This window comes from Paenibacillus sp. NFR01, assembly GCF_900111565.1.
Taxonomy (GTDB): domain Bacteria; phylum Bacillota; class Bacilli; order Paenibacillales; family Paenibacillaceae; genus Paenibacillus_AQ.
The window spans coordinates 33,794-59,140 of the sequence record NZ_FOIK01000003.1 but is presented as its reverse complement, the minus strand read 5'-3'; the positions used below and the strand labels follow the sequence as shown (position 1 = coordinate 59,140).

Here is a 25,347-nt window from a genome sequence, read left to right as displayed (position 1 = left end):
CAATTCGTATTCGGTCAGATCCAGCCGCGGGCGCTCATCGCCTCGCTGATCCGTTTAATGGAGATCATGAAAGCCGCCGTGCGCAGATCGGTGCCATGTTCCCGGGACAACGCGCGGACCGCACCGTACGAGGCGTACATCCGCTGGGACAAACGCTCCAGCACCTCTTCCTCCGTCCAGTAGAAGTTCGCGAGGTTTTGCACCCATTCGAAATACGATACGGTGACGCCGCCCGCATTCGCCAGAATGTCAGGGATGACGAGCACGCCCTTTTCCTGCAAAATCTTGTCCGCTTCCGGGGTCGTCGGGCCATTGGCCGCTTCAGCGATGATCTTCGCCTGGATATTGTCCGCATTGGCGCCCGTAATGACGTTCTCCAGCGCAGCAGGGATGAGGATATCCACGTCCAGCTCCAGCAGCTCTTCGTTCGTAATGACATAGGCGCTGCCATAATCCGCCAGCTTGGCATGGTCTTTGAGCGCGAACACTCTCGGCAGATCCAGTCCTTCCGCCTGGTACAGCCCGCCTCTCGAGTCGCTGACCGCGACCACTTTACAGCCCTGCTCTGCCAGCAATCGGGCCGCAATCCGCCCGGCATTGCCGAAGCCCTGCACCGCCACCGTCGCACCGAGCGGAGACATGCCCAGCTCCTTAAGCGCAGCCAGTATCGTATACACGCAGCCTTGCGCGGTCGCTTCATTACGGCCTTTGGAGCCGCCAAGGATCAGCGGTTTACCGGTGATGACGCCCGGCGTGTTCACGCCTTTCAGGCGACTGTATGTATCCATCATCCAGCCCATAATTTCCGGGGTCGTGTAGACATCCGGCGCAGGAATATCTTTGTCGGGGCCGATAAAATCGGCAATGGCCTCCATAAAACCGCGGCTGACGCGTTCAAGCTCGCCTTTGCTGAGCGCGTGGGGATCGCAGATGACGCCGCCTTTGCCTCCGCCGTACGGCAGGCCGACGACGCCGCATTTGAAGGACATCCACATCGACAGCGCTTTGACCTCGTCCAGCGTTACGTCGGGGTGGAAGCGGATGCCGCCTTTGCCCGGCCCGATGGCATCGTTATGCTGGGAACGGTAGCCTTCGAAAACGGTGACGCTGCCGTCATCCATTTTAACCGGAAAGTTCACGGTCAGTACGCGTTTCGGTTTTTTCAGAATATCGGTGACATGCTTGGGAAGCTGCAAATGGGCAGCCGCCTCATCAATTTGTTGTTGCACAATTTCAAAGGGGTTCAAGGTTTCCTGCGACAGTGCTGCGTTCGGTGTCGTGCTCATAGGCTTCGCCCTCTCTCCATCTGATTTTGCGGTTCACCGCATTAAAGTTAATTAAAGTACATGTTACATCATGTGTAATATTTATAAAAGACTTTTTTCTAAAAATTTTATATTTCCGGCTTCGCCTCCTGCCGAACTGCGCCCTTAGGGGACTCCGCCCGTTACCCTTTAGGTTCTGTCATCCAGCACCCGTTCATGCGGAAAAAAGTGTCGTGCAGCACAAAAAAACGGCCCGCCCCCAAAGGACGAACCGTTTGTCGTTAGCCGATTAATGCGAAGCTTCCTTCTCCTCTTGCGGCGGCTGCACCCGCTTGATGAAGAAGCCGAGCACGAGCGCCAGAAAACCGATGCACAATGCGACGACAAAAGCGTCATGCAGCCCGGCCACCAGCCCTTCGGCTGGATTCGGATTGGTCGCAGTCGCAAGGTAATCCTTCGTGCCCGAGGACATGATGCTGATAAACAGCGCCGTCCCGATGGCGCCGGACACCTGCTGCAGCGTGTTCAGAATTGCCGTACCATGCGGGTACAGGTGGCGCGGAAGTTGGTTCAGACCGGTGGTCTGCGCAGGCATCATTACGAGCGAAATGCCGATCAGCAGAATGATGTGCAGCGTCACCACATGAGCCGTTGTCGTCTCCACGGAGATGCCGGTGAACAGCCAAACCGCCAGAAGCACGAGAATAAGACCGGGAATGACCAATACGCGCGGCCCGAACTTGTCGAACAGCTTGCCGGAGACCGGTGCCATAATCCCGTTGACGATGCCGCCCGGCATCAGGGTCAGACCGGCTTTGAATGCGGTCATCATCAGCGCCGTCTGCAGGAAGAGCGGAAGCAGAATCATCGTCGAGAACAACGTCATCATCAGCACAAGCATCATAACGGTGACGAGCGTAAACATCGGATATTTGAATGCCCGAAGATCGAGAATCGGCTCGCGGACCGTCAGCTGCCGGATCACGAACAGAACCAGCGAGATTCCCCCGGCCACCAGCGTCCAGATCACTTCAGGCGCCGACCAGGAGCCTTCGCCCGCTTTGCTGAAACCGTACACGATACCGCCAAAAGCAACGCTGGAGAGCACGATCGCCAGGACATCCACCTTCGGTTTGGTCAGGTCGGACACATTGCGCAAATAAGACGCCGCGAAAATAATCGAAAAAGCCGCAAGCGGAACTACCAGGTAGAACAGCCAGCGCCAGTTCAGTTGGTCGATAATCAGCCCGGCAAGCGTGGGTCCAATGGCCGGACCGAACATGATGACAAGACCAATCATGCCCATCGCACCGCCGCGTTTTTCGGGTGGATAGATGACGAGGATGGTATTCATCATGACGGGCAGCATCAGCCCTGTGCCGAGTGCCTGAACGACGCGTCCGACCAGCAAAATGCTGAAGGCCGGTGCGACGCCGCAGATAATCGTTCCGACCAGAAACAGGATCATCGCCGACAGGAACATTTGCCGGGTTGTAAACCATTGTTGCAGCAGTGCCGTTACCGGGACAAGAATCCCGATGACGAGCATGTACGCCGTCGAGAGCCACTGGATGGTCGCTGCCGTAATGCCAAATTCAATCATCAGATCCGGAAAAGCGATATTGAGCAGCGTTTCGTTCAGGATCGCCACGAATGCGCCGATGATGAGCGAGGCGACGATCGGGCCACGTTTAATTCCAGTCAGATCTTGGTTTGAGCCAGCCATAGCCGCTGAAATACTCAAGCAGTTTCCCTCCTTAACCTATCTGTATCTTTTGTTATTTTCCCATCTTATCATCGAATCCACCCCGCGAACAACCGTTCGTTTGTAAAATTTTAAATTTTTATTATCTCGGCCGGGAGTATGACTGATGGACTGACTGGCGCGGTAGAGGCAGGTTTGAAAAATGGCGGGGGCGACTGTTTGCATAAGGCACACTGGAGGCTGGACCCGGAACCGTCCAGTCATTGGGGCACAGCGGCGCGGGTGGTAGCGTAGACGGCAGAAATAACGGCACTTTTGCCGTTATCGTTGAGCAAACGGCGCACTCAGGCGCCTTCAAGCCAAAAAGCCCCCAGCCCATGCGGGCGGGAGGCTCAATCAGAGTCAAAGCGGCTCCATTCAGTTTATTTCATCGGCCGGTCCAGTTCATACAGCCGCCGATAGCGCGGTTCGGTCGCCATCAGATCGGCATGGGTGCCGCGCATTTCGACCTGGCCGTTCTCCATAAAGATGACTTCGTCCATCGTTTCGGCGCCGACCAGATGATGCGTCACCCAGATGACGGTTTTGTCCTCCATCGCCGCAAACATCGTGGACAGCAGCTCGCGTTCGGTGCGCGGGTCGAGCCCTACAGTCGGTTCGTCGAGAATGACGACCGGCGTGTTCTGCAGCAGGATGCGGGCCAGCGCGATCCGCTGGCGCTCGCCGCCGGAGAAGCGGCTGCCGGCCTCGCGGACCGGCGTGGCGTAGCCTTCCGGCAGCGAAGAGATCAGCGCATCCAGCTTCGCCAGTTCTCCGGCACGCTTCACGTCTTCATCGGAAGCGTCCGGGTTCCCGAGGCGGATGTTATTCGCCACGGTCGTATCGAACAGATGCGGGCTCTGGTTGAGCACCGCAATGAGCCGTGGAATCTGCTCGCCGTAAGCGGCGGCGGAGATTCCGTTGATCGCCGCCGTCCCCGCGGTCGGCGGCAGCACCCCCTGAATCAACTTGAGCAGCGTTGATTTGCCGGCCCCGCTGCGGCCGATGATGGCGATCTTCCGCCCCTGCGGAATATCGAGATCCAGGCCGCGCAGCGACCAGCTTTCGGTACCGGGATAGCTGTACCCGGCACCCTCAAGCTTGATCCGGCACCGGCCGTCCTGCTTCATCCGGCCGGTCTCCGCTACAGCGGCCTCCGTCTCGGCCGCAGAAGCGACACCTGCCTGCGCCTCGCTGTCGCGCAGGCTAGATGCCTCCACGCCGGTCAGCCGTTCCAGCGAATTCTGATACTGCGGAATCTTCTCTACGGCATCGGATACGGGTAGAAAAGCATCGGCCAGCGGGAAGACGATCAGAACGAAAGCGGCGATGAAGGTGCCGGCAAGCTTCCCGTCGGCCACTTCGCCCCCGGCCCAGTAGATCATCGACAGCACAGCCAGTCCGATGACAACCTGGCTGAGGAACATCCGCAGCCGGGCCCAGCGCCGCAGCGAACCATCCGTGCGGGCAACGGCCTGCTCATCCTGTTCATAGGAGGCCACGAACTCGCGCTGCCGGCCGCTGATCATCCAATCGCCCATGCCGAGCACGGCGTCGGTCAGCTTTTGATACAGCCGGTTACGCTCCTGTTTGACCAGCCGCTGTTTCGTGCGCGTGAAGGCCAGCGAAATCAGCGGGAAAACAACCACCAGCACCAGGATGAACAGCCCCATCAGCAGGGCGAAAGCCCAGTCAAAGGTGCCCAAAGCGATAACGGCAGCCGCATAGAGCAGCAGCGCCACGATACTCGGAAATACCGTCCGCAAGTATACGTTCTGCAAATATTCGATGTCGTCGGCCAGCATTCCGAGGATATCCCCGGTCTGAAAACGCGAGGACAATGACAAGGCCTGCGGCTCCAAAAGATTGTAGAGCCGGACGCGCATTTTGGCCAGCACGCGCAGGATGGCGCTGTGGCTGACCAGGCGTTCGGCATAATGAATGACTGCCCGGCTCGTACCGAAGGTGCGCACGCCGACAATCGGCACGTAGATGAGCAGAATATTTTCCGGCGGAATCGATGCCTTGGAGATCAGGAACCCTGAAGTAAACATCAGGGAGGAAGCCGAAAATACGGTCAATCCGCCTAATAGCACAATGCCGAGAAAGCGCCAAAAATAAGCGGAGATATAGGGAGCAAACCATCCTTCGCGTTTCACCGGACTCCCTCCAATTGCAATTGAATTAGATCGTAATAAGCGCCGCGGCGGGCTGCCAATTCTTCATGCGTCCCGATCTCGGCAACGCGGCCGCCCTGCATCACGACGATAAGATCCATGTCGGCCATCCAATGGAGGCGATGCGTCGCGAGCAGCACCAGCTTACCGGCAAAGAGCGGCAGCATCGTCTCTTTCAGCTCGTATTCGGTCTCGATATCGAGATGGGCGGTCGGCTCATCGAGCAGCATCACCGGCCGGTCGCTCAGCAGCGCCCGGGCCAGCGCCACGCGCTGCTCCTGCCCGCCGCTGAGCTGGCGTCCGCCGCCGCCGATCGCCTCGCCCAGCCCGTTCGGCAGGCCATCCACCAGCGCCGACAGGCCGGCGGCTTTGACGGCTGCCTGTACTGCCTCATCCGATGCACCTAAGGCGTAGAAGCGCACATTGTCGGCCAGCGTGCCGCTAAACAGATACGGCGCCTGCGGGATGTAGCTCGTCTGGCTGCGCCAGGCATCCGCGGTCAGGCTGCTGAGTCTGGTCCCGTTCAGCGTAATGCTGCCTGAGGTCGGATGCAGAAAGCCGCCGAGCAGATCGATCAGCGTCGACTTGCCCGCGCCGCTCTCTCCGATAATGCCGATTTTGAGGTTGCCCTGAATCGTCAGATTCACATCCTGCAGCGAGGCCTTTGAGCCTTCGCCGTAATCGACGCCGACCTGCTCCAACGCAAGGCGGCTGTCCGCCTTCCATACCCAAGTGTCCGCAGGAACCGGGGGAACCTGCGGCTCTACCGCCGCTGAACTCCTCCGCATTTTCCCCGGTCGGATCTTCCGTTTGGAACCCGCACCCGGCTCTTCCCCGCCCGGCGGTGCAGCAGCTACTGCTTCACCCTCGCCCAGCAGTTTCGCTCCCACCGTCTCGCGGTCGATGATGTCCTGCATCGCTTGCCCGGCTTCCTTGCCATCCAAGGTCGCGTGGAAGTCTGCCCCGACAAGCCGCACCGGCAGGAAATACTCCGGCGCCAGAATAAGAATCGTCAGCCCGGTGACCAGCGTCATCTGTTCATTGACGAGCCGCAAGCCCAGGCTTACCGCTACCGTGGCAACGGACAACATCGTAAAAAAGTCCAATGCGAACGAAGACAAAAACGCAACGCGCAGCGTACGCATCGTCGCCGAGCGGTAACGATCGCTGACAACCGCAATGCTCTCGCTGTGAGCGCGGCTACGCCCGAGAAACTTGAGCGTCTCCAAGCCGCGCAGCGAATCGACAAAATGATTGGAGAGCGTCCGGTACGATTTTAATTGCCGGTCCATCTGCTTCTGCGCCGTCATGCCGATCAGAATCATGAATACCACGATGATCGGCATCGTCAACGTCAGAATGATGCCGCTCGTAATATCCTTCATATAGACGTACAGAAGCAGCAGCCACGGCGTAATGCCCATGCTGACCATCCGCGGAATGATTAATTCGAGATAAGTACGGTATTTGGCGACGCCTTCGAGGACCAGGGTCACCAAATCCCCCGTTCCCCGTCCGCCGGCCAATCTTGGCCCCAGCTGAAACAGCTTGTCCATCATTTGTCTGCGCAGGCTGCTGCCGGTCGCTTCGGCGAACCGGTAGGAGATGCGGCTCATCAAGAGCGCACAGGCATGACGCGCAAGAAACGCAAGAAGGAACAAGAGCGACTTCGCCCCTTGTTCCTTCAGCGGTTCACCCGCAAACAGCGCAGATACAACTTCCGCCAGCGAACTCGCCAGCAGAAGGATAGATAAGCTTTGCACCAGGGTGAGGAAGCCGACGATCACAAAGACCGGCTTCACTCCTTTGACCCTAAGCAAATTTTTATCCATTAGTATTCCAGATGCTCCTTCTCGTGAACCCGTTTATGAAAGATAAAGTAACTCCAGATTTGATAGCCGAGCACAAACGGCAGCAGCGTCAGCGCCACAATCGTCATGACCTTCAGGGAATAATGACCCGAAGCGGCATTCGTAATCGTCAGGTTAAACGCTTGGTCGAGCGAGCTGATCATAACCCGCGGGAACAGTCCCATGAATACGGACAGTACCGACAACGCCATCACGGCACCGGTCATGCCAAAAGCCAGTCCGTCTTTTTTCTTGTTCATGAAATAACCGGACAATACGAAGGCTGCAGCGCCAAGAACGACAACCACCCACAGCAGCGCGCCGCGATGATCGAACACATCCGTCATGGTGTAAGTCATGATTACAAAGATTACGAGCAGCGCAGCCAGCGGAACCAGCAGCACACGTCCCAGCTTGCGGGCGCGTTCCTGCAGATCGCCAACCGTACGCAGCGTCGTAAACATCAGGCCATGCACGAGGCAGAGCATTACAACGGTAAGTCCCGCTACAACGGTATACCCGTTAACGATGTCGAAGAAACCGGCATGCATTTGCATATCGCCGTCGATCGGCAGCCCTTTAATGAAGCTGGCGAAGACTACAGCAAGCAGGAACGGCGGCAGGAAGCTGCCGAAGAAAATGCAGGCGTCCCAGGTTTTTTTCCATGCGAGCGAATTGCGTTTGCCCCGGAATTCGAAGGCGACGCCGCGGGCGATGAGCGCCAGCAGGGCGAATACGAACGGAATGTAAAATCCGCTGAACAACGTGGCATACCAGTTTGGAAAAGCGGCGAACATCGCGCCGGCGCCGGTCAATAGCCATACTTCGTTGGCATCCCAGAACGGTCCGATAGAGTTGATCAGTACCCGGCGTTCGGTATCATTTTTAGCCAGAATCTGTGTTTCCATCCCTACGCCGAAGTCGAAGCCCTCCAGGAAAAAGAATCCGATAAAGAGTACCGCGATCAGCACAAACCACAATTCATTAAGAGAAAGCATGCGATCCCTCCTTGCTGTATGGATCATGCGACTCGCCTTCATGCGTCAGGTCTGTCGCATAAGGACCTTTTTTGATAACTTTAATGAACAATCCAATCATCACTGCGCCGAGAATAGCATAAATGGCCGTGAACGAAATTACCGAGAACAGTACCGATCCGGCCGATACATTCGGCGATACGCTGTCTTCCGTCGTCATCAGACCGAATACCGTCCATGGCTGGCGCCCGATCTCCGTCATGATCCAGCCTGCGGTGTTCGCAATCGGCGGAAGCAGAAGGCCCCACAGCATAAAGCGCATGAACCAGGTGTTCGGACGGTCCATCTTTTTACGCCAAATCAGATACATTGCATACAGTCCAAGCACACACATCAGCGAGCCGGCAACAACCATGATCCGGAAGCTCCAGAAGGTCGTGCGCACCGGCGGGATATAATCCCCGGGACCGTATTTTTGTTCGTATTCCGCTTGCAGCGTGTTCATCCCTTTAACTTCGCCGGAGAACTTACTGTAGGACAGGAAGCTGAGCAGATAAGGAATTTTAATTTCGCCCGAGTTGGTTTTGCTGTCCGGGTCGATAAACGCCGATACCGTCCAGGCGGCCGGGTCGCCGCTGTCTTCCCAGATGCCTTCGGAAGCAGCCATTTTCATCGGCTGGGTCTTCACCAGATATTGCGCCTGGGCATGTCCGGCAACCGCTACGCCGAGCGAAGACACGATGCCGACAATCGCGGCGATTTCAAACGATTTGCGGAAGAACGAAACATCTTGTTTCTTAAGCAGTTTATAAGCACTGATCCCCGTTACCAGGAACGCTCCGGTCGCATAAGCCGCAAGCACGGTATGCGGGAACTCAACCAGCAATTGTCCATTCGTGATAAGTGCAAGGAAATCATTCATCTCGGCACGGCCGTTGTTAATGGCAAAGCCTACCGGATGCTGCATAAACGAGTTGGCCGCCAAAATCCAGAAAGCCGACAGCATAGTGCCGAGGGCAACCATCCAGATCGAGGCCAGGTGAACCTTCTTCGAGACTTTATCCCAGCCGAAAATCCAGATCCCGATAAATGTGGACTCCAGAAAAAACGCAAGCAGCGCTTCGATCGCAAGCGGAGCTCCGAACACATCGCCGACGAACCGAGAGTAATCCGACCAGTTCATGCCGAACTGGAACTCCTGCAGAATTCCTGTCACCACGCCTACCGCGAAGTTGATCAGGAACAGCTTGCCCCAGAACTGGGCCATTCTTTTGTACTCGTCATTGCCTTTGCGTACATACATCGTCTCCATAATCGCAATCAAAAGCGCAAGACCAATTGACACTGGAACAAAGAAATAATGAAAGATTGTCGTTGATGCAAATTGTATGCGCGACAGCATTACTGTATCCATTGTTCTCCCCTTCCTTCTCCCCATTCAATACGTCTATTCTGTCAAAAATTTAAGTATTGATGTGTGATATATATCACATTAATTCAGCTGTTTAGCGCCAAATCTTAAAATATTTGTGACTAAAATCACAATAACACATTTAGAAAGTAAAAATAATAAGGAGTTTCTTCGTTTTTGTGAACGTTGCGCGGAACATTTTGACACAAAATAACCCCACAAAGTGGGGCTTTGACTTCGAAGCTGAGTCAGGTACTTTGCGGGGACCCCGAAAACCTATAGTTTCTGATCTTGCAAAAAAAAGCCGCCCCCGCTAAAGCGGGAACGGCGTTTCTTCGGTTATTACAGTTTTACAACGTTTTCAGCTTGTGGTCCGCGGTTGCCTTGAACCACGTTGAATTCAACGCGTTGGCCTTCGTCCAAAGTTTTGAAGCCGTCGCCAACGATAGCGGAGAAGTGTACGAATACGTCGCTTCCGCCTTCAACTTCGATGAAACCGAAGCCTTTTTCTGCGTTGAACCATTTAACTGTACCTGTTTGCATGTGTGTTACCTCCACAAATTTAAATTAATATGTTCTTTTTATCTTCAGACAAAGAAAAAATTCACACATTGAAAAGGGTTGTGTTCCATTGACAGCCCTTTTCATTATGTGAATTGGGTACCAAAAGTAGATTTAATGTTATGTTATCACATCTGCTTAGCTAAAGCAAGTTGGGCGTATCCGTATTTATCCTGTATTCCCTTAAAAAGGTTAGGGGTCAACCGCCTCTCCTTCAGGGAGCCGGCGGCTGCATTCCCTCTGCCGTTTGCCTCATTATTATATACCGGATCCGGAGGGATTATTCCTCCGGTTTTTCGAGAAGTTTCACCTTCACTTCATTCTTTACCCCATCACGGTAATACGTAACCATCAAATCATCGCCGATTTTGGTTTTATCGTATAAATATTTGCGCAGCGATAAGGTTGAGGTAATCGGCTCACCGTTAAACGCCGTAATGACATCATTCAGCTTCAGACCCGCTTCTTTGGCCGGTCCGACCACATCAAGCACCACTACGCCTTCCTTGACGCTATCCGGCAGATTCAGCGCTTTGCGCTGCTCTTCGTCGAGCGGCACATAAGGGTTGTTCAAATCTACGGAATACACGCCCAGATAGGCACGCGCAATTTTTCCGTTCGCCACCAGTTCATCGGCCGTTTCCATGACATGGTTAGCCGGAATGGCGAAGCCCAGGCCCTCAACCCCGGTATCGGAAATCTTCATCGTGTTGATGCCGATGACCTTGCCGTTAAGGTCAACGAGTGCGCCGCCGCTGTTGCCTTCGTTAATGGCTGCATCGGTCTGGATGACATCCTGCTCCCAATCGTAGACGCCGTCCTGATTGAGCGAGACCGGAATGGTCCGGTCCGTATAGCTGATGATCCCCGAGGTCAGGGTATCGCCCAGTCCGAGCGGGTTACCGATGGCGATGACCGTCTCGCCTAGCCGCAGCTTGGAGGAGTCGCCGATCTGCGCGACCGTGTTGATGCCTGCTGCGTCCACCGACAATACGGCAATATCGGTCACCTTGTCCGCGCCGACCAGCTCCGCCTTGCGCGTCTCCCCGTCGACCGTCACCACTTCCAGCTTGCCTGAACCTTCGATGACATGATTATTCGTAATGATCAGTGCTTTATCCTTGTCTTTCTTATAAATAACACCCGAGCCCAGCGAGGACTCGTCGAGAACATTTTCTTCTTTGTTGTCTTCCTTATGGTTGATGATGCTTACCACGGCAGGGCGCACCGCAGCTGCGGCCTGAATGAGGCGGTCATACGGATCCCCGCTGCTCATCTCCACCTTGTCGATGACGGCTGAGCTTCCTGCATGCTCATCGGTCAGTTCCCCGGTGACCACGCCAAACAGGAGTACGGCTACCACCGCGCTGATGACGGAACTGATTACCGATACCTGCCAGGTTGCCAGACTGCGTCTCGGCCGGCTTACCGCCCACTTGCGGCTGCCAAACCTCTTCGAGTCTTTCGATTCTCGATGACTTCGCCGCGATACCTTTGTCGAATAGAAATCGTCATCAAACAGTCCCACCGTTCATCTCTCCCCTCTAAGGGTCTCTCATTTTGCAATGCTATCGGCAGTGTCTGTTCTACGAATTCGGAATATTTTACAGCTTCGAAGATTATAATAATAGAAGGAACTGCCAATCCTGTATTGAAATACGCTCAGCTATAATTGTAACACAGGACGGCCCGCAGGCCTTGTCTTTTCTGTCATAAACACGCTGATAATTTTTAACAAGTAAGGAGCTGATAGATCATGGAGGCATTCTCCTCAAGTATGGATCTGGTTCAATTTATCGGCAAGCTGGGCGATCTCAAAGAAGAGCATTACCAGCTGCTGCTGCTTCAAAGCGCCATGATCGAAGTGTTAATCGACAAAGGCGTATTCACCCGCAAGGAAATCGAAGGGAAAGCCGCCCAGATGGACAAGCTTATGATTGGCTCACCTTATCCCATGGCGTAGGCTGATCGTAATACGTGTCGCAAAGCCTGAACTCGCTGTCCTTGTAAAAGCACCCGCGGTCCTCCATCGCCCCCCGCACCGACATTTTGGCCAAATCCATCATGTTATGGTCCCGGCTGAGGTGGGCCAGATAGGTCCGCTTCGTTCGTCCGGTTAAAATCTCGCTGAGCGCCGCCCCGGCTGCTTCGTTCGACAGATGTCCCAGGTCCCCGAGAATGCGCCGCTTTGTATTCCACGGATAGCGCCCCATCCGCAGCATTTCAATATCGTGATTCGCCTCGAGCACCAGCACATCGGCGTCGGATATGGCCGTTCTCACTTTGTCGCTGACATATCCCAGATCGGTGGCCACGCACAGCTTCTCATTCCCGTCATAAAAATTATATCCCACCGGCTCGGCCGCATCGTGGGAGATGGCAAACGACTCCACCCGAAGGCTGCCGAAATCACGCGCAGCTCCCGTCTCCAGGATCATCCGGTGATGATCCTCGATAGCGCCAATTCCCTTTTCGATAGCCGCCCATGTATTCGAGTTGGCATAGATCGGAAGCTCGTATTTGCGGGCCATCGCTCCCAGCCCTTTGATATGGTCCGAATGCTCATGCGTGACCAGTATGCCGTGGATGTCCCGGCCCGTCAGCCCGCGCATCGCGAGCAGCTCGTCGATCCGCTTCGCACTGAGCCCGGCATCGATCATCAGCGTAGTCTCTCCGTTGCGCACCACCGTCACATTGCCGGTAGACCCGCTGGACAGCACCGAAAATGAAATTCCCATGTTTCTCTCTCCCTGCTTTTACTCTGTTGTCTTCGGACTGATAATGTCCGCACTGATGGCATCCACGTAGTAGGCGCTGCCGTTCTCCAGCATAAACCGCCACATCGGCGAAGCCACCTGGCTCTCCGAATTAAAAAGCTCCCCGTAATAGCCTAGCTCAATTTCCTTCACAATGGAATCGGTTGGCAAATATTTCTCAATCAGGCTGCTCAGCGCCTGCGACGCGGGCAGGACTTTCTGCACGTCCGCGGTACCGGTCGCACCCAGCTCAAGCTTGGGCAGGCGGTAGGCGACAATCTTCTGATTGCTGTTGAGCAGCTCCAGCCGGATCTGATACATCGGCCATTTCCCGTCGACCAGGGGATGGAGCACAAATTTGCCGACCTCGCTCTCCTGCGAGTCAAACTGGTAGCTGCCGATGTCCGGAATCTGCCCGGCCAGCGCTTTGCTTAAATCGGCGAACGAAGAATACATTAGCCCGCTGTCGATCGGCTCCTTCAGCTTGACCGGATCCTGATTCTGCTCGTCGCCGGAATAGCGGTACGTAATATTGGGGAGCTTCGGCGTCGCCGCCGGGATCGGGCATAACACCCGGATCCCCTTCTGCTCCATCACCGCCTGCGTCTCCTCCGACAAAGAGGTGAAATCCAGGTTGGCGCTGGCCTGGTCGCGCAGATCAATCCACAGCTGGTAACACAAGATGAGATTCAATACCAAAAAAGCGTAGATGAGCACATTTTTGGCCCGTCCCCAGTCCATCCCGGATTCCTCCTTAACGCATAATGCGGTGCTGAATTAATTCAATGTAAGCACGGTTCCGTCAGCGAGCGTAACCTGCCACGCCGGGGACAGCCGAAGCTTGCCCTCGGAGACAAGCGGCACGTACACCGGCGTCAGATCGCGAACGGTTGCCGATTGTCCGACCGCGGCAAGCCGCTCGCGCAGCGTATCTCCGCCCGGGAGCGTCACCACTTTTTTGACGGCGAGGCTCTCGTCGATGTTCATCAGCGAACGTTCATAAGAAGAGACCGCGCCCTGCTGCAGCACCAGCTGAATCACCCCGTACTGGAGATGCGGCTTGCTCATAATCGGATATGATCCGTAATACTGCTGGAAAGACACTTCGCGTTCCTGCCGGCTCTCCTCTGCGGCAGCCAGCCGGTAGGCGCCGTTCCAGCCGCCGTGCTGATTCACGAAGTCGACGGCCTCGAGCACGTCTTTGGCCGGCGTGCTGTCGCCGGCCGACAGTGCCGCCGGATCGCTGAAGCTCATCCAGTTCTGCTCTTGGTCGACCTGCAAGCTGCGTTTGCTGTCGGTATAGATCTTCGAGCCATCCTTTTCCGGAATGTACCGGGTGCTCCCGGCATCGGAGAACAAATTGCTCTGCATCTGCTCAATCGTGAACATGCTGGAAGGCATCTCTGCCTGGACAAGCGACAACTCCGCCTCCGGCATATAATAGGCGCCGCCGCCGGCCAGCGTGTACGGCGTCCAATTTTTCCCGAAGTCGACATGCTGCTGCACGTCCTGCATAGTCAAGTCGACCTTGGCCGCTTCATAGACGACATCGCCCCGGGTGCTGAAGAACACCGCATGGGCTTTGGTATCGTTTTTCACATTGTAGATCCAGATCCGGTTGATGCTTTCGCCTTCGAACAGCGAATCGGGCGACAGCTGCATCACGCGCTGCAGCAGCGTCACGGGAATGCCGGCCCCGAAGCTCAGCTCGATCCCCGAATTTTCGCTTCGAATCTTGTTCCAGTCGAAATCGACCACCGAATGCCGCTGAAAGCTCTCAAAGCTGCGGCCCTTCAGCCGGTTGAAGATCAGATCGTAAAAGGTGGAATCGGGATAAAACAACGTGTGCTTGTTCTCCCCCATATGAATGATCATTTTATCCGGATAGATTAGGTTCTCGACCTTCTCCTCCGGCCCCATATTGTCCGTCTTTACATACAGATTCTCCGACAGCACCGCCGAGTCGCTGCCCGGGAGCCGGTAGATCAGGTAATAACTCTCCACCAGGCTCCCCACGACCAGCAGGAAGAGCAGCCAGGATTTGATTTTCTCTTTCACTGCTCACTCCCCCTTTGCTCTTTCATAGGCAGCGTAAAGGTGACCAGCGAGCCTTCATTCAATTCGGACTGCAGGGAAATGGAACCGCCGTGCGCCTTCACAATTTCCCGGGCAATGGATAAGCCGAGTCCCGTACCGCCCATATTCCGCGAGCGCGCTTTATCCACCCGGTAAAAGCGTTCGAATATGCGCTCGATATCCTTCTTTGGAATCCCGATCCCGGAGTCGCGCACCGAGATGGAGAGCATGCCTTCTTCATTTTTGAGGGCAGCCAGCTGAATCATTCCGCCTTCAGGGGTATATTTCAGCGCATTGGACACCAGATTGCCCAGCACCTGGTCGATCTGGTCGCGGTCCAGCCAGGCGACGGCCGCATCCTTGCGCACCTGGGTGCTGACATGAATCCGCTTCTGGCGGAGTTGGAAGGAGAAGCGGTCCGCTACATCCTCCAGCATCTCGGCAATGTCGGTCTGCTGAATCCGCAGGCTGGATTCCTTGGAATCGAGCCGCGAAAGATGCAGCAGGTCGGTAACCAGGCGGATCATCCGCTCGGTTTCGTTTCGGATGACGCCGACAAACCGCACCGCCAGCTGCTGATCGTCCAGCGCGCCGTCGTCCAGCGCTTCAACATAGCTCTTGATGGTCGTCAGCGGCGTCCGCAGCTCATGCGAGACATTCGCCACGAATTCGCGCCGCGACTCCTCCAGGTTCTCCTGCTCGGTGACGTCCTGGAGCACGGCGATCGTGCCGGCGATGCCCCCGTCTTCCCGGCGGTGGATCGGCGTAAACGTGACGCGCACGATCTTCGGATCATCGCCGCCCATCGGCGACAGATGCAGCATCGCCGACTGGGCGTTGCCCTCGGCCAGCGAGCCGGTCTGCTCCGTGCTGAGGGACAAAAGCTCGTACAGCGGCGCCCCGTCAGGCAGCGGCCCTTCCGATCCGAGCATGCCGGCAGCACGGGTATTCATTAACATCACCCGGCCGCCCTCGTCGGCGGCGACGACGCCGTCGCTCATATTGGCGAGAATGGACTCCAGCTTCTCCTTCTCTTCCTCGTTCTGCGACAACGCCTCGCGCAGCCGTTCGGTCATATAGTTGAATGCCTGGCTGAGCTGGCCGATCTCGTCATTGCCGAACAGCGGCATCTTCCGGTTGAATTTCCCCTCGGCCAAAGCCGTCGCATGTTTGGTCATTTCCTTGATCGGATGCGTAATGGTATGGGCCAGAATGACGCCAAGCACGGCAGTCAAAGCAAGCGCCAGCAGCAACCCGGACAGGAATACGCTGTTGATCCGCCGCATGGTGGCGTACAGATCCTTCATGTCGGCAGCAATATAGATCGCGCCTACGACCTTGTCGCCGGAGATCACCGGCTTTGCGACCACCTTCTTGCGCACATTGTCATCGGCAATAATGTATTCCTCGTTGTCGCTGATGCCCTGCAGGGCGCGGTTGACCACGGTCTGCGTATTGCGCTGGCCGACATAGTCGGTCTGCGACGGAACGGAAGTCGTAATGATTTTTCCGCTGGCATCCAGCACCTGAATCTCCGCGCCGTTGATATACAGATTGTTGACCATACCGCGCAGGCTTTCCACCGCGGACTCCTCATCCGCCGTTCCCGCTTCGCTGGCGAATTTATCGGCAGTCAGAATGGAGAGCATCTCGGCCCGGGCCTTCAAGTCCTTGGTGAAGTTGTCGGTCAGCGAATTCTTCATCGAACTGACGAAATACACCCCGATTAACTGCATCGCAATCAGGATGAGCAGCACATAAATAATGATCAGTCTGGCTTGAATCGTCCGAAAAAAGGACAGCCCTTTCATCACAGGCCTCCGTTTTTCGGGCTATGCATTAAATACCCGAGTCCCCGGCGGGTGAATATATATTCCGGCTTGCTTGGATTTTCTTCAATTTTCTCCCGAAGCCGGCGGATGGTTACGTCGACGGTGCGCACATCGCCGAAGTATTCAAAGCCCCAAACCGCCTGGAGCAGATGCTCGCGGGTCATGACCTTGCCGGCATTGCGGATCATATAATACAGCAGCTCGTATTCCCGGTGGGTCAAATCGAGCGGTTCGCCGTCCTTGTAGACCATATACATATCGGTGTCGACGAATAAGCCGAAATGCTGGATGCCTTGCTTGCTCTCCAGCGGCTCGCTGACCGACTCCTGCGGAACCGGCTTATGCTGCCGCCGCATCTGCGCTTTGACCCGGGCGAGCAGCTCGCGCGTACTGAACGGCTTGGTCACATAGTCGTCCGCACCCAGCTCCAGGCCAAGTACTTTATCGATCTCCCCGTCTTTGGCGGTCAGCATAATGATGGGAATATCCAGATGGGCCTGCCGCACTTCGCGGCATACGTCCATGCCATCCTTGCCGGGCAGCATCAGATCCAGCAGCATCAAATCGGGCCGCTTGGACAAGGCCAGCTCCACGGCGCTGATGCCGTCAAAGGCGCAGATGACGTCGTATCCTTCTTTTTCCAAATTAAACTTGAGTATATCTGCAATCGGCTGCTCATCATCCACAACCAGAATCGTTCCCATCCGCATCGCTCCGTGTCACCTTTCCGCAAGTACTTTTCCTTCCCTTTATTCTAACATACCTGTCTACGCCTCACATCCCACCATCGGGCGCCAGCCCTTATAAACGCGGAAACCGCCCGGATGGCTCCGGACGGTCTCATCATTAGAGTATGGTATTATTTCAAATACTTAAGCGGGTTGACGGCAACCCCGTTTTTCCGGATTTCGAAATGCAAATGCGTTCCGGTTGAACGGCCGGTGCTGCCCATGATGCCGATTTTGGATCCTTGCTGAAGCTTCTGGCCGACCGATACCGAGATCGATTTCAAATGGCCGTAATAGGTAACATAACCGTTGCGGTGGTCGACGATGACGACATTGCCGTATCCGTTTTGCACCCCGGCAAAGGTAACGACACCGGCATCCGCCGCTTTGATGTTACGGTTGCTGGATACAAGATCGACGCCTTTATGTACCCGGCCCCAACGTTCCCCGTAGCTGCTGGATAAGGTGGCACCGACCACCGGCCATGCAAACCGGCCCGTACTTTCGGCAGCCACTTTGGTCCCGCTGTACACAACCTCCGGAAGCGATGCCTTCAGCACGGCCTGCCCGAGCCACTCTTCCTTAACGACCAATCCGTTCTCCTTGGTTACCCGGTACTGCATTTCCTTGAGTCCCGTCTGTCCTTCGCGCACGACCTTGGTTTTGCCTGCGGCCAGATCGGCGCTTTTACGGACGATGACTTCCGGTTCGGTAACCAGCTGCTCCGTAATCTGCTCTACCGTCACAACGGTCAGATCCGGCTGCGGCACGGTGAGCTTCAGGTTGTCGCCGATCTGCAGCGTCAGTTCCTTGATATCCGGATTGTTGCGGAACAGCTCCGCCTGGGTCACGCCGTACCGCTTGGCAATTGCTGAAATGGTATCGCCTTCCTGTACGGTATATACCATTGGTGCTTCCTTGCCTTTCGTAAGCATCTGCACTGCTTCGTCTACACTGAGCACCTTATTCGGATCCGCTTTGACCGGAACGACGGTAACGTCTTCCTGGATTTCCGCCGACTCCACTTTGCTGCTGTCCGTATCCGTCGTTTTGGCGGATATGGACGCCGCCGTCTTCATCAGGCCGGTAGTTTTTGCTGCTGCAGCCTGAGGCGCATAATGCGCTTTGACCTTCTCCAAAACAGCCGCGGCCGTCGCCTGATCCTTCACGATGCCAAGCGATTTTCCGTCCACGACCAGCTCCACGCCGACCGCATAGGCTTTCAGCATTCCGTCCAGCTTGTCCAGCGTCGCTTCACTGTCGATTTCAGGCTTGTAGTCCTTTGCTGCTTCGGTCGTGATTCCGCTCGTTTGAAGCACCATTTCAACCTTCGGATATTTCTCCTGGTACGCCTCACGCTTCTGCTCGAACAGCTGGTCAAGCTCAGCGACCTCATGAATCGTGCCGATCTCCGTTCCCTTAACCATTACCTTGTAATAGGTCTCGGTATTTGCAGTTACGTACTTCTTCTCCGCTCCGACCAATACAGAGGCCAGAACAATCAGTCCCGCGGAAGCGGCGATCCAGGTGATCCGAATGGTTCTTTTCCTTCCTTGACGGCCCTCTGCCCCGGATTCTGCAGGCCGCTCTTCACGGCTTCGCAGTTTCCCCATCCGGCGCAAGAAACTTGTTCCTTTCATGAAACTCTCCCTTTCAACCCGCATCAAACGGTTGGCTGTAGTACGACCCCTTTATATGTGTTCTGCTGCGTCTATTTATAGTTGCGACTATAGATGTAGATCCTGATGAAAGCGCAAAAAAAGGTTACAAAAAATTAACCCCTTTTAGTCCTTTTTTACTTTAACATAGCCGGAAGAAAAATTTCAACTTTCATCTACGTAAAAAACCCGCATAAATCGCGGGTTTTAGGTTTAAAGATGTAGTTTTTACGCCAAACTTTGTCCAAAAAACGACAATAATTTTCCACTTAAGGTTCAGAGGTCTTATCCGGTGTAAGCATTTTCATTAAAGAGTCATATTCCTCATCCGACACATATTTGGCGATAATCTGCTGGATGTCCATGACTTCGCTTTCGGTCAGCCCGTTTTCCATGGCTGCTGAGATCTTCTGCATCTCCTCTGCCGGAACCTTGGTCATCAAGATATTGAAAATATTGGATTTTTCATCGGTGCCAAGGTTATCTTTCATCGAGCTCATCGCACCCGGCGTCATGACCAGATCCTGGCTTTGCTCTTCTGCATCCGAAGCCTGCCCCATGACGGCCAATGAATCCTCGGGCACCTTCTCTCCAGCCGGCGCTTCGCTCGGTTTCGGCGTAGCCTCCGGTGCTTTCGTAGCGTCAGAAGTAGTTTTGCTGTCTTTGCCGGTCAATAGATCTATGAATCCGCCAAGTCCGGGTTTCGCTCCATCCAGTTCGATATCGAAGCTTGCCAGCGCCGATTGGATATACGTATTTACTACATACGCCGTCGTCAACACCGATAAGCCGCTGGCCAACACTACAATCAGGCATACCACCAGCCCTCGTTTTAACCAGGTCATGTTCAATCCCTCCCGCTGCTCTCTTCTATCCTACTCTTCCAGTATTGACCGGAAGTCTCCGGAAAAAACCTGCATGGGAGATTTCGTAAAGCTTCCATAAAACGCAAAAAAGGAGCCTCCCCAAGGAGGCCCCTTCGATGATCTTAGATGTAGATAGGCAATACCTGATTCGTTTGTTCACGGTTGCGGCCGACGGAGAAAATCGCAATCGGAATCCCGGTCAATTCGGCGACCCGTTCCACATACTTGCGTGTGTTCTCCGGGAGATCTTCCAGCGTCTTCGCACCGGTAATATCCTCGCTCCAGCCCGGCAGCTCTTCATAAACCGCCTCGCATTCCGCAAGCATCTTAAGACTGGCCGGATAGTGGGTAATGATCTCCCCGCGGTATTTGTAGCCTGTGCAAATCTTCACGGTCGGAAGACCGCTGAGTACGTCCAGCGAGTTCAGGGACAGGCCGGTAATACCGCTTACGCGGCGGGCGTGGCGGACAACGACGCTGTCGAACCAGCCTACACGGCGCGGACGTCCGGTCACCGTACCGTATTCATGGCCGGTCTCGCGGATGTAGTCACCTGTCGCATCCTTCAGTTCGGTCGGGAACGGTCCGTCGCCAACGCGGGTCGTATACGATTTGGCTACACCGATGACTTGCTTAATCTTGGACGGTCCTACGCCCGAACCGATGCAGACGCCGCCGGCCGACGGGTTCGAGGACGTCACAAACGGATATGTCCCTTGGTCGATATCCAGCATAACGCCTTGGGCGCCTTCGAACAGCACCTTCGAGTCTGCGTCGATTGCATCGTTCAGCACCACCGACGTATCGGTCACGTAGCCACGCAGCGTCTCGGCATAACCTAAATATTTGACCAGAATTTCTTCCACATCCAGCGGCTCGGCGCCGTAGACTTGGGTAATGATCTGGTTTTTCTCTTTCATCAGAGGACGCAACCGCTGCTCGAACTCTTCAGGGTCCATTAAGTCGGCAATGCGAATCCCGTTGCGCGCCGCTTTGTCCATGTAGGCCGGACCGATGCCCTTGCGCGTGGTGCCGATTTTGTTCGGCCCCTTGCGGTCTTCTTCCAGCGCATCCAGCAGCATATGATAAGGCATAATGACATGCGCGCGGTCGCTGATCACCAGATTTTTCGTATCAAAGCCGTTTTCGTGGATATAGTTGATTTCCTGAATCAGCGCCTCCGGATTGATGACCATTCCGTTGCCGATGACGCAGGTTTTCTCTTTATAAAATACGCCGGATGGAATCAGGCTGAGCTTGAATTTCTTACCGTCAATCAGAATCGTGTGACCGGCATTGTTACCCCCTTGATAACGAGCGACCACATCAGCGCTTTCCGCCAGAAAATCCGTGATCTTCCCTTTGCCTTCGTCTCCCCATTGTGTTCCCACGACGACTACCGTTGACATGTTCATTCCTCCGTAGGTGCATGCACGGCACCATTATTTTTCAAAAATATGGGCTTGTAGCGCACTTCCCTACGTAGCCCCTCTGGCCGCTAAAGCGGTTTAACCCACTAAAGCACAATAACCAGTGTACCAGCGGTACTTTTCAAAGTCAAATAAAAACGAACGATCACCCATTAAAATGTGCAATCGTTCGGATATTGTGCGGAAATCGCCTAACCTGCAAAAGGTTCTGCATGCGTGCGCTCGTAGTTGACGAACTTGTTAAAATTTTTCAAAAAAACAAGCTCGACGGTGCCCACGGGACCATTACGCTGTTTGGCAATAATGATTTCGATAATATTCTTTTTTTCCGTATCTTGATTGTAATAATCATCCCGGTACAAAAAAGCGACGATATCGGCGTCCTGCTCGATGGAACCGGATTCGCGCAAGTCACTCATCATCGGGCGTTTATCCTGCCGCTGCTCCACGCCCCGGCTGAGCTGGGACAAGGCAATGACCGGAACGTCCAGCTCACGGGCAATTTGCTTCAGTGTACGAGAGATTTCAGATACTTCCTGCTGGCGGTTCTCGCCGGCTTTACCCCGGCCTTGAATGAGCTGGAGGTAGTCGATGACAATCATCCCCAGCCCTTTTTCCTTCTTCAGCCGGCGGCATTTGGAGCGGATATCCTGCACCGTGACGCCCGGCGTATCGTCGATATAGATCTCCGACTCCGACAGCGACTGGATGCCCATCGTCAGCTTGGCCCAATCGTCATCGCTTTTGAAGTCGCCGGTCCGCATGATGTTCGCATCCAGATTGGCCTCCGCGCAAATCATCCGCTGCACCAGCTGCGGCGCCGACATTTCCAGACTAAAGATGGCGACCGTTTCTTTGGCACGTACCGCCACGTTCTGCGCGATATTCAGCGCGAAGGCGGTTTTACCCACAGAAGGCCGGGCGGCCACGATAATCAGGTCGTTGCGTTGGAAGCCGTTGGTCATCTTGTCGAGATCGACGAAGCCCGTCGGGATCCCCGAAGTATTCCCTTTATTCTGATGGAGCAGCTCCACCCGGTCAAAGACCTCCATTAGCACATCGCGGATGGCGATAAAGCCGCTGCCGCTGCGCCGGTTGGAGATCTCCAAAATCCGCCGTTCGGCATCGCTTAAGAGATCGCCGACATCCTCGCCGCCGGTGTAGCCTTCGCTGACGATCTGCGTGGCTGTGCGAATCAGCCGGCGGAGCATCGCTTTTTCTTCAATAATCTGGGCGTAATACTCGACGTTGGCTGCGGTCGGTACCGCATGAGCCAGCTTGGCCAAATAACTGACGCCGCCGATATCCTCCAGCTGTCCTTTATCCTGCAGCTTCGAGGTTAAGGTGACCAGATCGATCGGCTGGCTTTCTTCGCCGAGCTGGACCATCGCCTCGAAGATCATTTGATGCGCTTTATCGTAGAAGTCCTCGGTGTTAACCCGCTCCATCGCCGTGATCAGCGCTTCGTCCTGCAGCAGAACGGCGCCGATCACGGCCTGTTCCGCCTCCAGATTCTGCGGAGGAATCCGGTCGAAAAAGAGCTCTCCGCCCATATTATTCCTCCGTCACATGAACGGTAAGGTTCGCCTTCACTTCGGTATGCAGTTTCACATGCACATTAAAGGTTCCAATATGGCGGATCGAATCGTTCAGTTCGATTTTGCGTTTGTCGATGGCGATGCCATGGGTCGCGGCCAGCGATTCGGCGATTTGCTTGCTGGTGATCGCGCCGAACAGGCGTCCGCCTTCTCCGGCTTTCGCTTTCATGGTCAGGGTCAGCTCGTCCAATTTAGCGCCCAGCTGACGCGCTTCATCCTTTTCCTGTTCCTTCTTGCGCACTTCGGCCGCGGCTTGGTTCTCCAGCGTCTTCACGTTGCCGTCGGTTGCCGGACGGACCAGTCCGCGCGGCAGCAGGAAGTTTGTAGCGTATCCTTCGGATACCTCTTTGATTTGTCCTTTTTTGCCTTGGCCTTTAACGTCTTTTAGGAATATTACTTTCATTCGAATAGCCCCTCTTTCGCTTCGATTTCCGCCAGCACTTCAAGCAGTCTGGCTTCTGCTTCCTTGCATGTCCCTTCCAGCTGCACTGCCGCATTGGACAAATGGCCGCCGCCGCCAAGCTTCTCCATCACCACTTGCACATTCATTCGTCCAAGCGAACGGGCACTGATGCCGATTAGGCCGTCCGGACGTTCGCTGACCACGAAGGAAGCGACGACATCGGTCATGCCCAGCAGCGTATCCGCGGCTTGCGCGATCAGCAGCTGCGGAATCTTCATACCCGGTTCGGTCACTACCAGCGCAATGTGGTCGTAGACCATCCGTGCATGCTTGATGATTTCCGCTTTGGAGAGATACTCCTCCAGATCCTCTTTGAGCATCCGCTGGATCAGAATCGTATCGGCCCCGATCCGCCGCAGGAACCCCGCAGCTTCAAATGTCCGCGATCCGGTATGCAGCGCAAAATGCTTCGTGTCCACGGTGATCCCGGCCAGCAGCATCGTGGCTTCCAGCGGGCTCAGCCGGATCTTGTCATGGATATACTGCAACAATTCGGTGACCAGCTCGCAGGTGGAGGACGCATACGGTTCCAAATAGACGAGCACCGCGTCGTTGATAAACTCCTCGCCCCGGCGGTGATGGTCGACGACGACGATCCGGCTGGCGTATTGCACCAGCCGTGGCTCGATGGTCATCGAGCCTTTATGGGTATCCACCACGATGAGCAGCGTATGCTCCGTCATGATCTGAAGCGCCTGCTCGGCAGAGATAAAGGATTGATTCAGCTCCTCATCCTTGCGGATCTGCTCCATCATCTTAGCGATGGACGGGTTCGGCCCGTCCGAGACGATCGCCGCATCAACGTTATACATCTGCGCCGCCTTCAGCAGGCCGATGGCCGCCCCGATCGAGTCGATGTCCGGCACCCGGTGCCCCATGATCAGCACCCGGTCGCTTTCCTGCATCAAGTCCCGCAGCGCGTGGGCGATGACCCGCGCGCGCACCCGCGTGCGTTTCTCGGCGGCGTTGCTCTTGCCGCCGTAGAAGGACAGCCGCTGGCCGGCTTTTACAGCGGCCTGGTCGCCGCCGCGGCCGAGCGCCATATCAAGGCTCGACTGCGCCAGCGCGCCGAGCTCACTGGCCGACTCGGCACCGAAAGCGAGGCCGATGCTCAGCGTCATCGGCACCTTCAAATCCGCCGTCATCTCGCGGATTTCATCGAGAATGACGAAACGGCTCTCCTCCAGCGCCTGCAGGCTGCGGTGGTTAAGCAGCATCAGGTACCGCTCCGAAGACAATCGGCGCAAATATACCTCGTACTGCTTGCTCCATTCCGTAATCTCGCTGGCCACCTTGGCGATCAACGATGTCCGTTGCTGATCGTCCATGCCCTGCGCAGCTTCATCCAGGTTATCCATCAGAACGATACCGACGGCAAGCTTCTCGTCCTCGTACCGCTCGCGCAGCACGACTAGCTCCGTGATATCCTGCAAATAGATCATTCGCTCACTAGGGATAATTACAATCTGATAATGCCGGCCGTCGACCATGATCTCCTGCCGGACCTCTTTCGACCCGTTTTCCTTAACCGGCTCGCGTTTGGTTTGACCCGCTGCCGGCGCCTGCATCAGCGGGAACATTTCCGGCAGCAGCTCCTGCAGCGCTTCGCCCACCAGCGATTTCCGGGAGAAGATATCCCCGGCATTCCGGTTATTCCACTCTACGGTCCGGTCCTCGCTGTATAGGATAATGCCCAGCGGAAGCGTGCTGACGGCCTCGCCCTCCACCCGCTTGATGCGAAAAGAAAGGCCGCTGATATACTCCACCAGATTCCGGCGGAACGACAGCTCCGATTTCAGCATGGAGAAACAAAGCATTCCGGCCAGAAACATGCTGGCCACGCCAAGTACCCACGAATAAATGCTGACGATAATGATCAGGATCAGCAGCAGCAGAAACGCCCAGACGGTATGATAGCCGTGCCAGCGTCGTTGCAGAAATTTAGGCATGAGCTC

Annotated in this window: 20 protein-coding genes; 1 reads left to right on the top strand and 19 read right to left on the bottom strand. The window is 55.4% G+C overall.

Annotation, left to right across the window (positions count from 1 at the left end; all coding sequences use genetic code 11):
• Positions 1–14: 14 nt before the first annotated feature.
• From BMW84_RS15080 to BMW84_RS15045, 8 genes are all read right to left on the bottom strand, one after another.
• Positions 15–1,286, bottom strand: a complete 1,272-nt coding sequence (locus BMW84_RS15080) for a Glu/Leu/Phe/Val family dehydrogenase (protein WP_091069868.1) — start codon at positions 1,284–1,286, stop codon at positions 15–17.
• A gap of 268 nt (positions 1,287–1,554) precedes the next feature.
• Positions 1,555–2,991: an MDR family MFS transporter gene (locus tag BMW84_RS15075; protein WP_091069866.1), complete on the bottom strand. Its 1,437-nt coding sequence runs from the start codon at positions 2,989–2,991 to the stop codon at positions 1,555–1,557.
• Between the two features lie 401 nt (positions 2,992–3,392).
• Complete coding sequence (gene cydC, locus BMW84_RS15070) at positions 3,393–5,168, bottom strand: thiol reductant ABC exporter subunit CydC (protein ID WP_091069865.1); 1,776 nt, start codon at positions 5,166–5,168, stop codon at positions 3,393–3,395.
• Positions 5,165–7,018: a thiol reductant ABC exporter subunit CydD gene (gene cydD / locus BMW84_RS15065; RefSeq protein ID WP_091069863.1), complete on the bottom strand. Its 1,854-nt coding sequence runs from the start codon at positions 7,016–7,018 to the stop codon at positions 5,165–5,167. The genes cydC and cydD overlap by 4 nt, the downstream gene beginning before the upstream one ends.
• A complete protein-coding gene (gene cydB / locus BMW84_RS15060) occupies positions 7,018–8,034 on the bottom strand; it encodes a cytochrome d ubiquinol oxidase subunit II (protein WP_091069861.1) in 1,017 nt (338 codons plus the stop codon). The genes cydD and cydB overlap by 1 nt, the downstream gene beginning before the upstream one ends.
• Entirely contained in the window at positions 8,021–9,427 is a 1,407-nt protein-coding gene (locus tag BMW84_RS15055) for a cytochrome ubiquinol oxidase subunit I (RefSeq protein WP_091069860.1), read from the bottom strand. Before BMW84_RS15055 ends, cydB begins: the two co-directional genes overlap by 14 nt.
• 339 nt (positions 9,428–9,766) lie before the next feature.
• Positions 9,767–9,967 (bottom strand): cold-shock protein, encoded by a 201-nt coding sequence (locus BMW84_RS15050; protein ID WP_036592608.1) that lies wholly within the window; start codon positions 9,965–9,967, stop codon positions 9,767–9,769.
• Positions 9,968–10,265: 298 nt separating this feature from the next.
• Positions 10,266–11,513 (bottom strand): S1C family serine protease, encoded by a 1,248-nt coding sequence (locus BMW84_RS15045; protein WP_091069858.1) that lies wholly within the window; start codon positions 11,511–11,513, stop codon positions 10,266–10,268.
• A gap of 228 nt (positions 11,514–11,741) precedes the next feature.
• On the opposite strand from BMW84_RS15045, the gene BMW84_RS15040 reads away from it, so the two are divergent.
• Positions 11,742–11,948, top strand: a complete 207-nt coding sequence (locus tag BMW84_RS15040; RefSeq protein ID WP_091069856.1) for a hypothetical protein — start codon at positions 11,742–11,744, stop codon at positions 11,946–11,948.
• On the opposite strand, the gene BMW84_RS15035 is transcribed toward BMW84_RS15040, so the two are convergent.
• The 11 genes from BMW84_RS15035 to BMW84_RS14985 form a co-directional block, all read right to left on the bottom strand.
• A complete protein-coding gene (locus BMW84_RS15035) occupies positions 11,917–12,723 on the bottom strand; it encodes an MBL fold metallo-hydrolase (RefSeq protein WP_091069854.1) in 807 nt (268 codons plus the stop codon). The genes BMW84_RS15040 and BMW84_RS15035 overlap by 32 nt on opposite strands.
• An 18-nt stretch (positions 12,724–12,741) precedes the next feature.
• A complete protein-coding gene (gene yycI, locus BMW84_RS15030) occupies positions 12,742–13,482 on the bottom strand; it encodes a two-component system regulatory protein YycI (protein WP_091069852.1) in 741 nt (246 codons plus the stop codon).
• Positions 13,483–13,518: 36 nt separating this feature from the next.
• Positions 13,519–14,799, bottom strand: a complete 1,281-nt coding sequence (gene yycH / locus BMW84_RS15025) for a YycH family regulatory protein (protein ID WP_091069850.1) — start codon at positions 14,797–14,799, stop codon at positions 13,519–13,521.
• Positions 14,796–16,628: a cell wall metabolism sensor histidine kinase WalK gene (gene walK, locus BMW84_RS15020; protein WP_091069848.1), complete on the bottom strand. Its 1,833-nt coding sequence runs from the start codon at positions 16,626–16,628 to the stop codon at positions 14,796–14,798. The genes yycH and walK overlap by 4 nt, the downstream gene beginning before the upstream one ends.
• Positions 16,628–17,359, bottom strand: coding sequence for a response regulator YycF (gene yycF / locus BMW84_RS15015; protein WP_091069847.1), 732 nt, complete (start codon positions 17,357–17,359; stop codon positions 16,628–16,630). Before yycF ends, walK begins: the two co-directional genes overlap by 1 nt.
• 149 nt (positions 17,360–17,508) lie before the next feature.
• On the bottom strand, positions 17,509–19,017 hold the full coding sequence (locus tag BMW84_RS15010) for a peptidoglycan DD-metalloendopeptidase family protein (protein ID WP_091069845.1): 1,509 nt from the start codon (positions 19,015–19,017) through the stop codon (positions 17,509–17,511).
• A gap of 287 nt (positions 19,018–19,304) precedes the next feature.
• A complete protein-coding gene (locus BMW84_RS15005; protein ID WP_091069844.1) occupies positions 19,305–19,880 on the bottom strand; it encodes a hypothetical protein in 576 nt (191 codons plus the stop codon).
• A gap of 143 nt (positions 19,881–20,023) precedes the next feature.
• Entirely contained in the window at positions 20,024–21,310 is a 1,287-nt protein-coding gene (locus BMW84_RS15000; protein WP_091069842.1) for an adenylosuccinate synthase, read from the bottom strand.
• 212 nt (positions 21,311–21,522) lie between these two features.
• Positions 21,523–22,884: a replicative DNA helicase gene (gene dnaB, locus BMW84_RS14995; protein ID WP_091069840.1), complete on the bottom strand. Its 1,362-nt coding sequence runs from the start codon at positions 22,882–22,884 to the stop codon at positions 21,523–21,525.
• Position 22,885: 1 nt separating this feature from the next.
• A complete protein-coding gene (rplI, locus tag BMW84_RS14990; RefSeq protein WP_091069838.1) occupies positions 22,886–23,332 on the bottom strand; it encodes a 50S ribosomal protein L9 in 447 nt (148 codons plus the stop codon).
• Positions 23,329–25,341 (bottom strand): DHH family phosphoesterase, encoded by a 2,013-nt coding sequence (locus BMW84_RS14985; protein ID WP_091069836.1) that lies wholly within the window; start codon positions 25,339–25,341, stop codon positions 23,329–23,331. The genes rplI and BMW84_RS14985 overlap by 4 nt, the downstream gene beginning before the upstream one ends.
• Between the last annotated feature and the right edge of the window lie 6 nt (positions 25,342–25,347).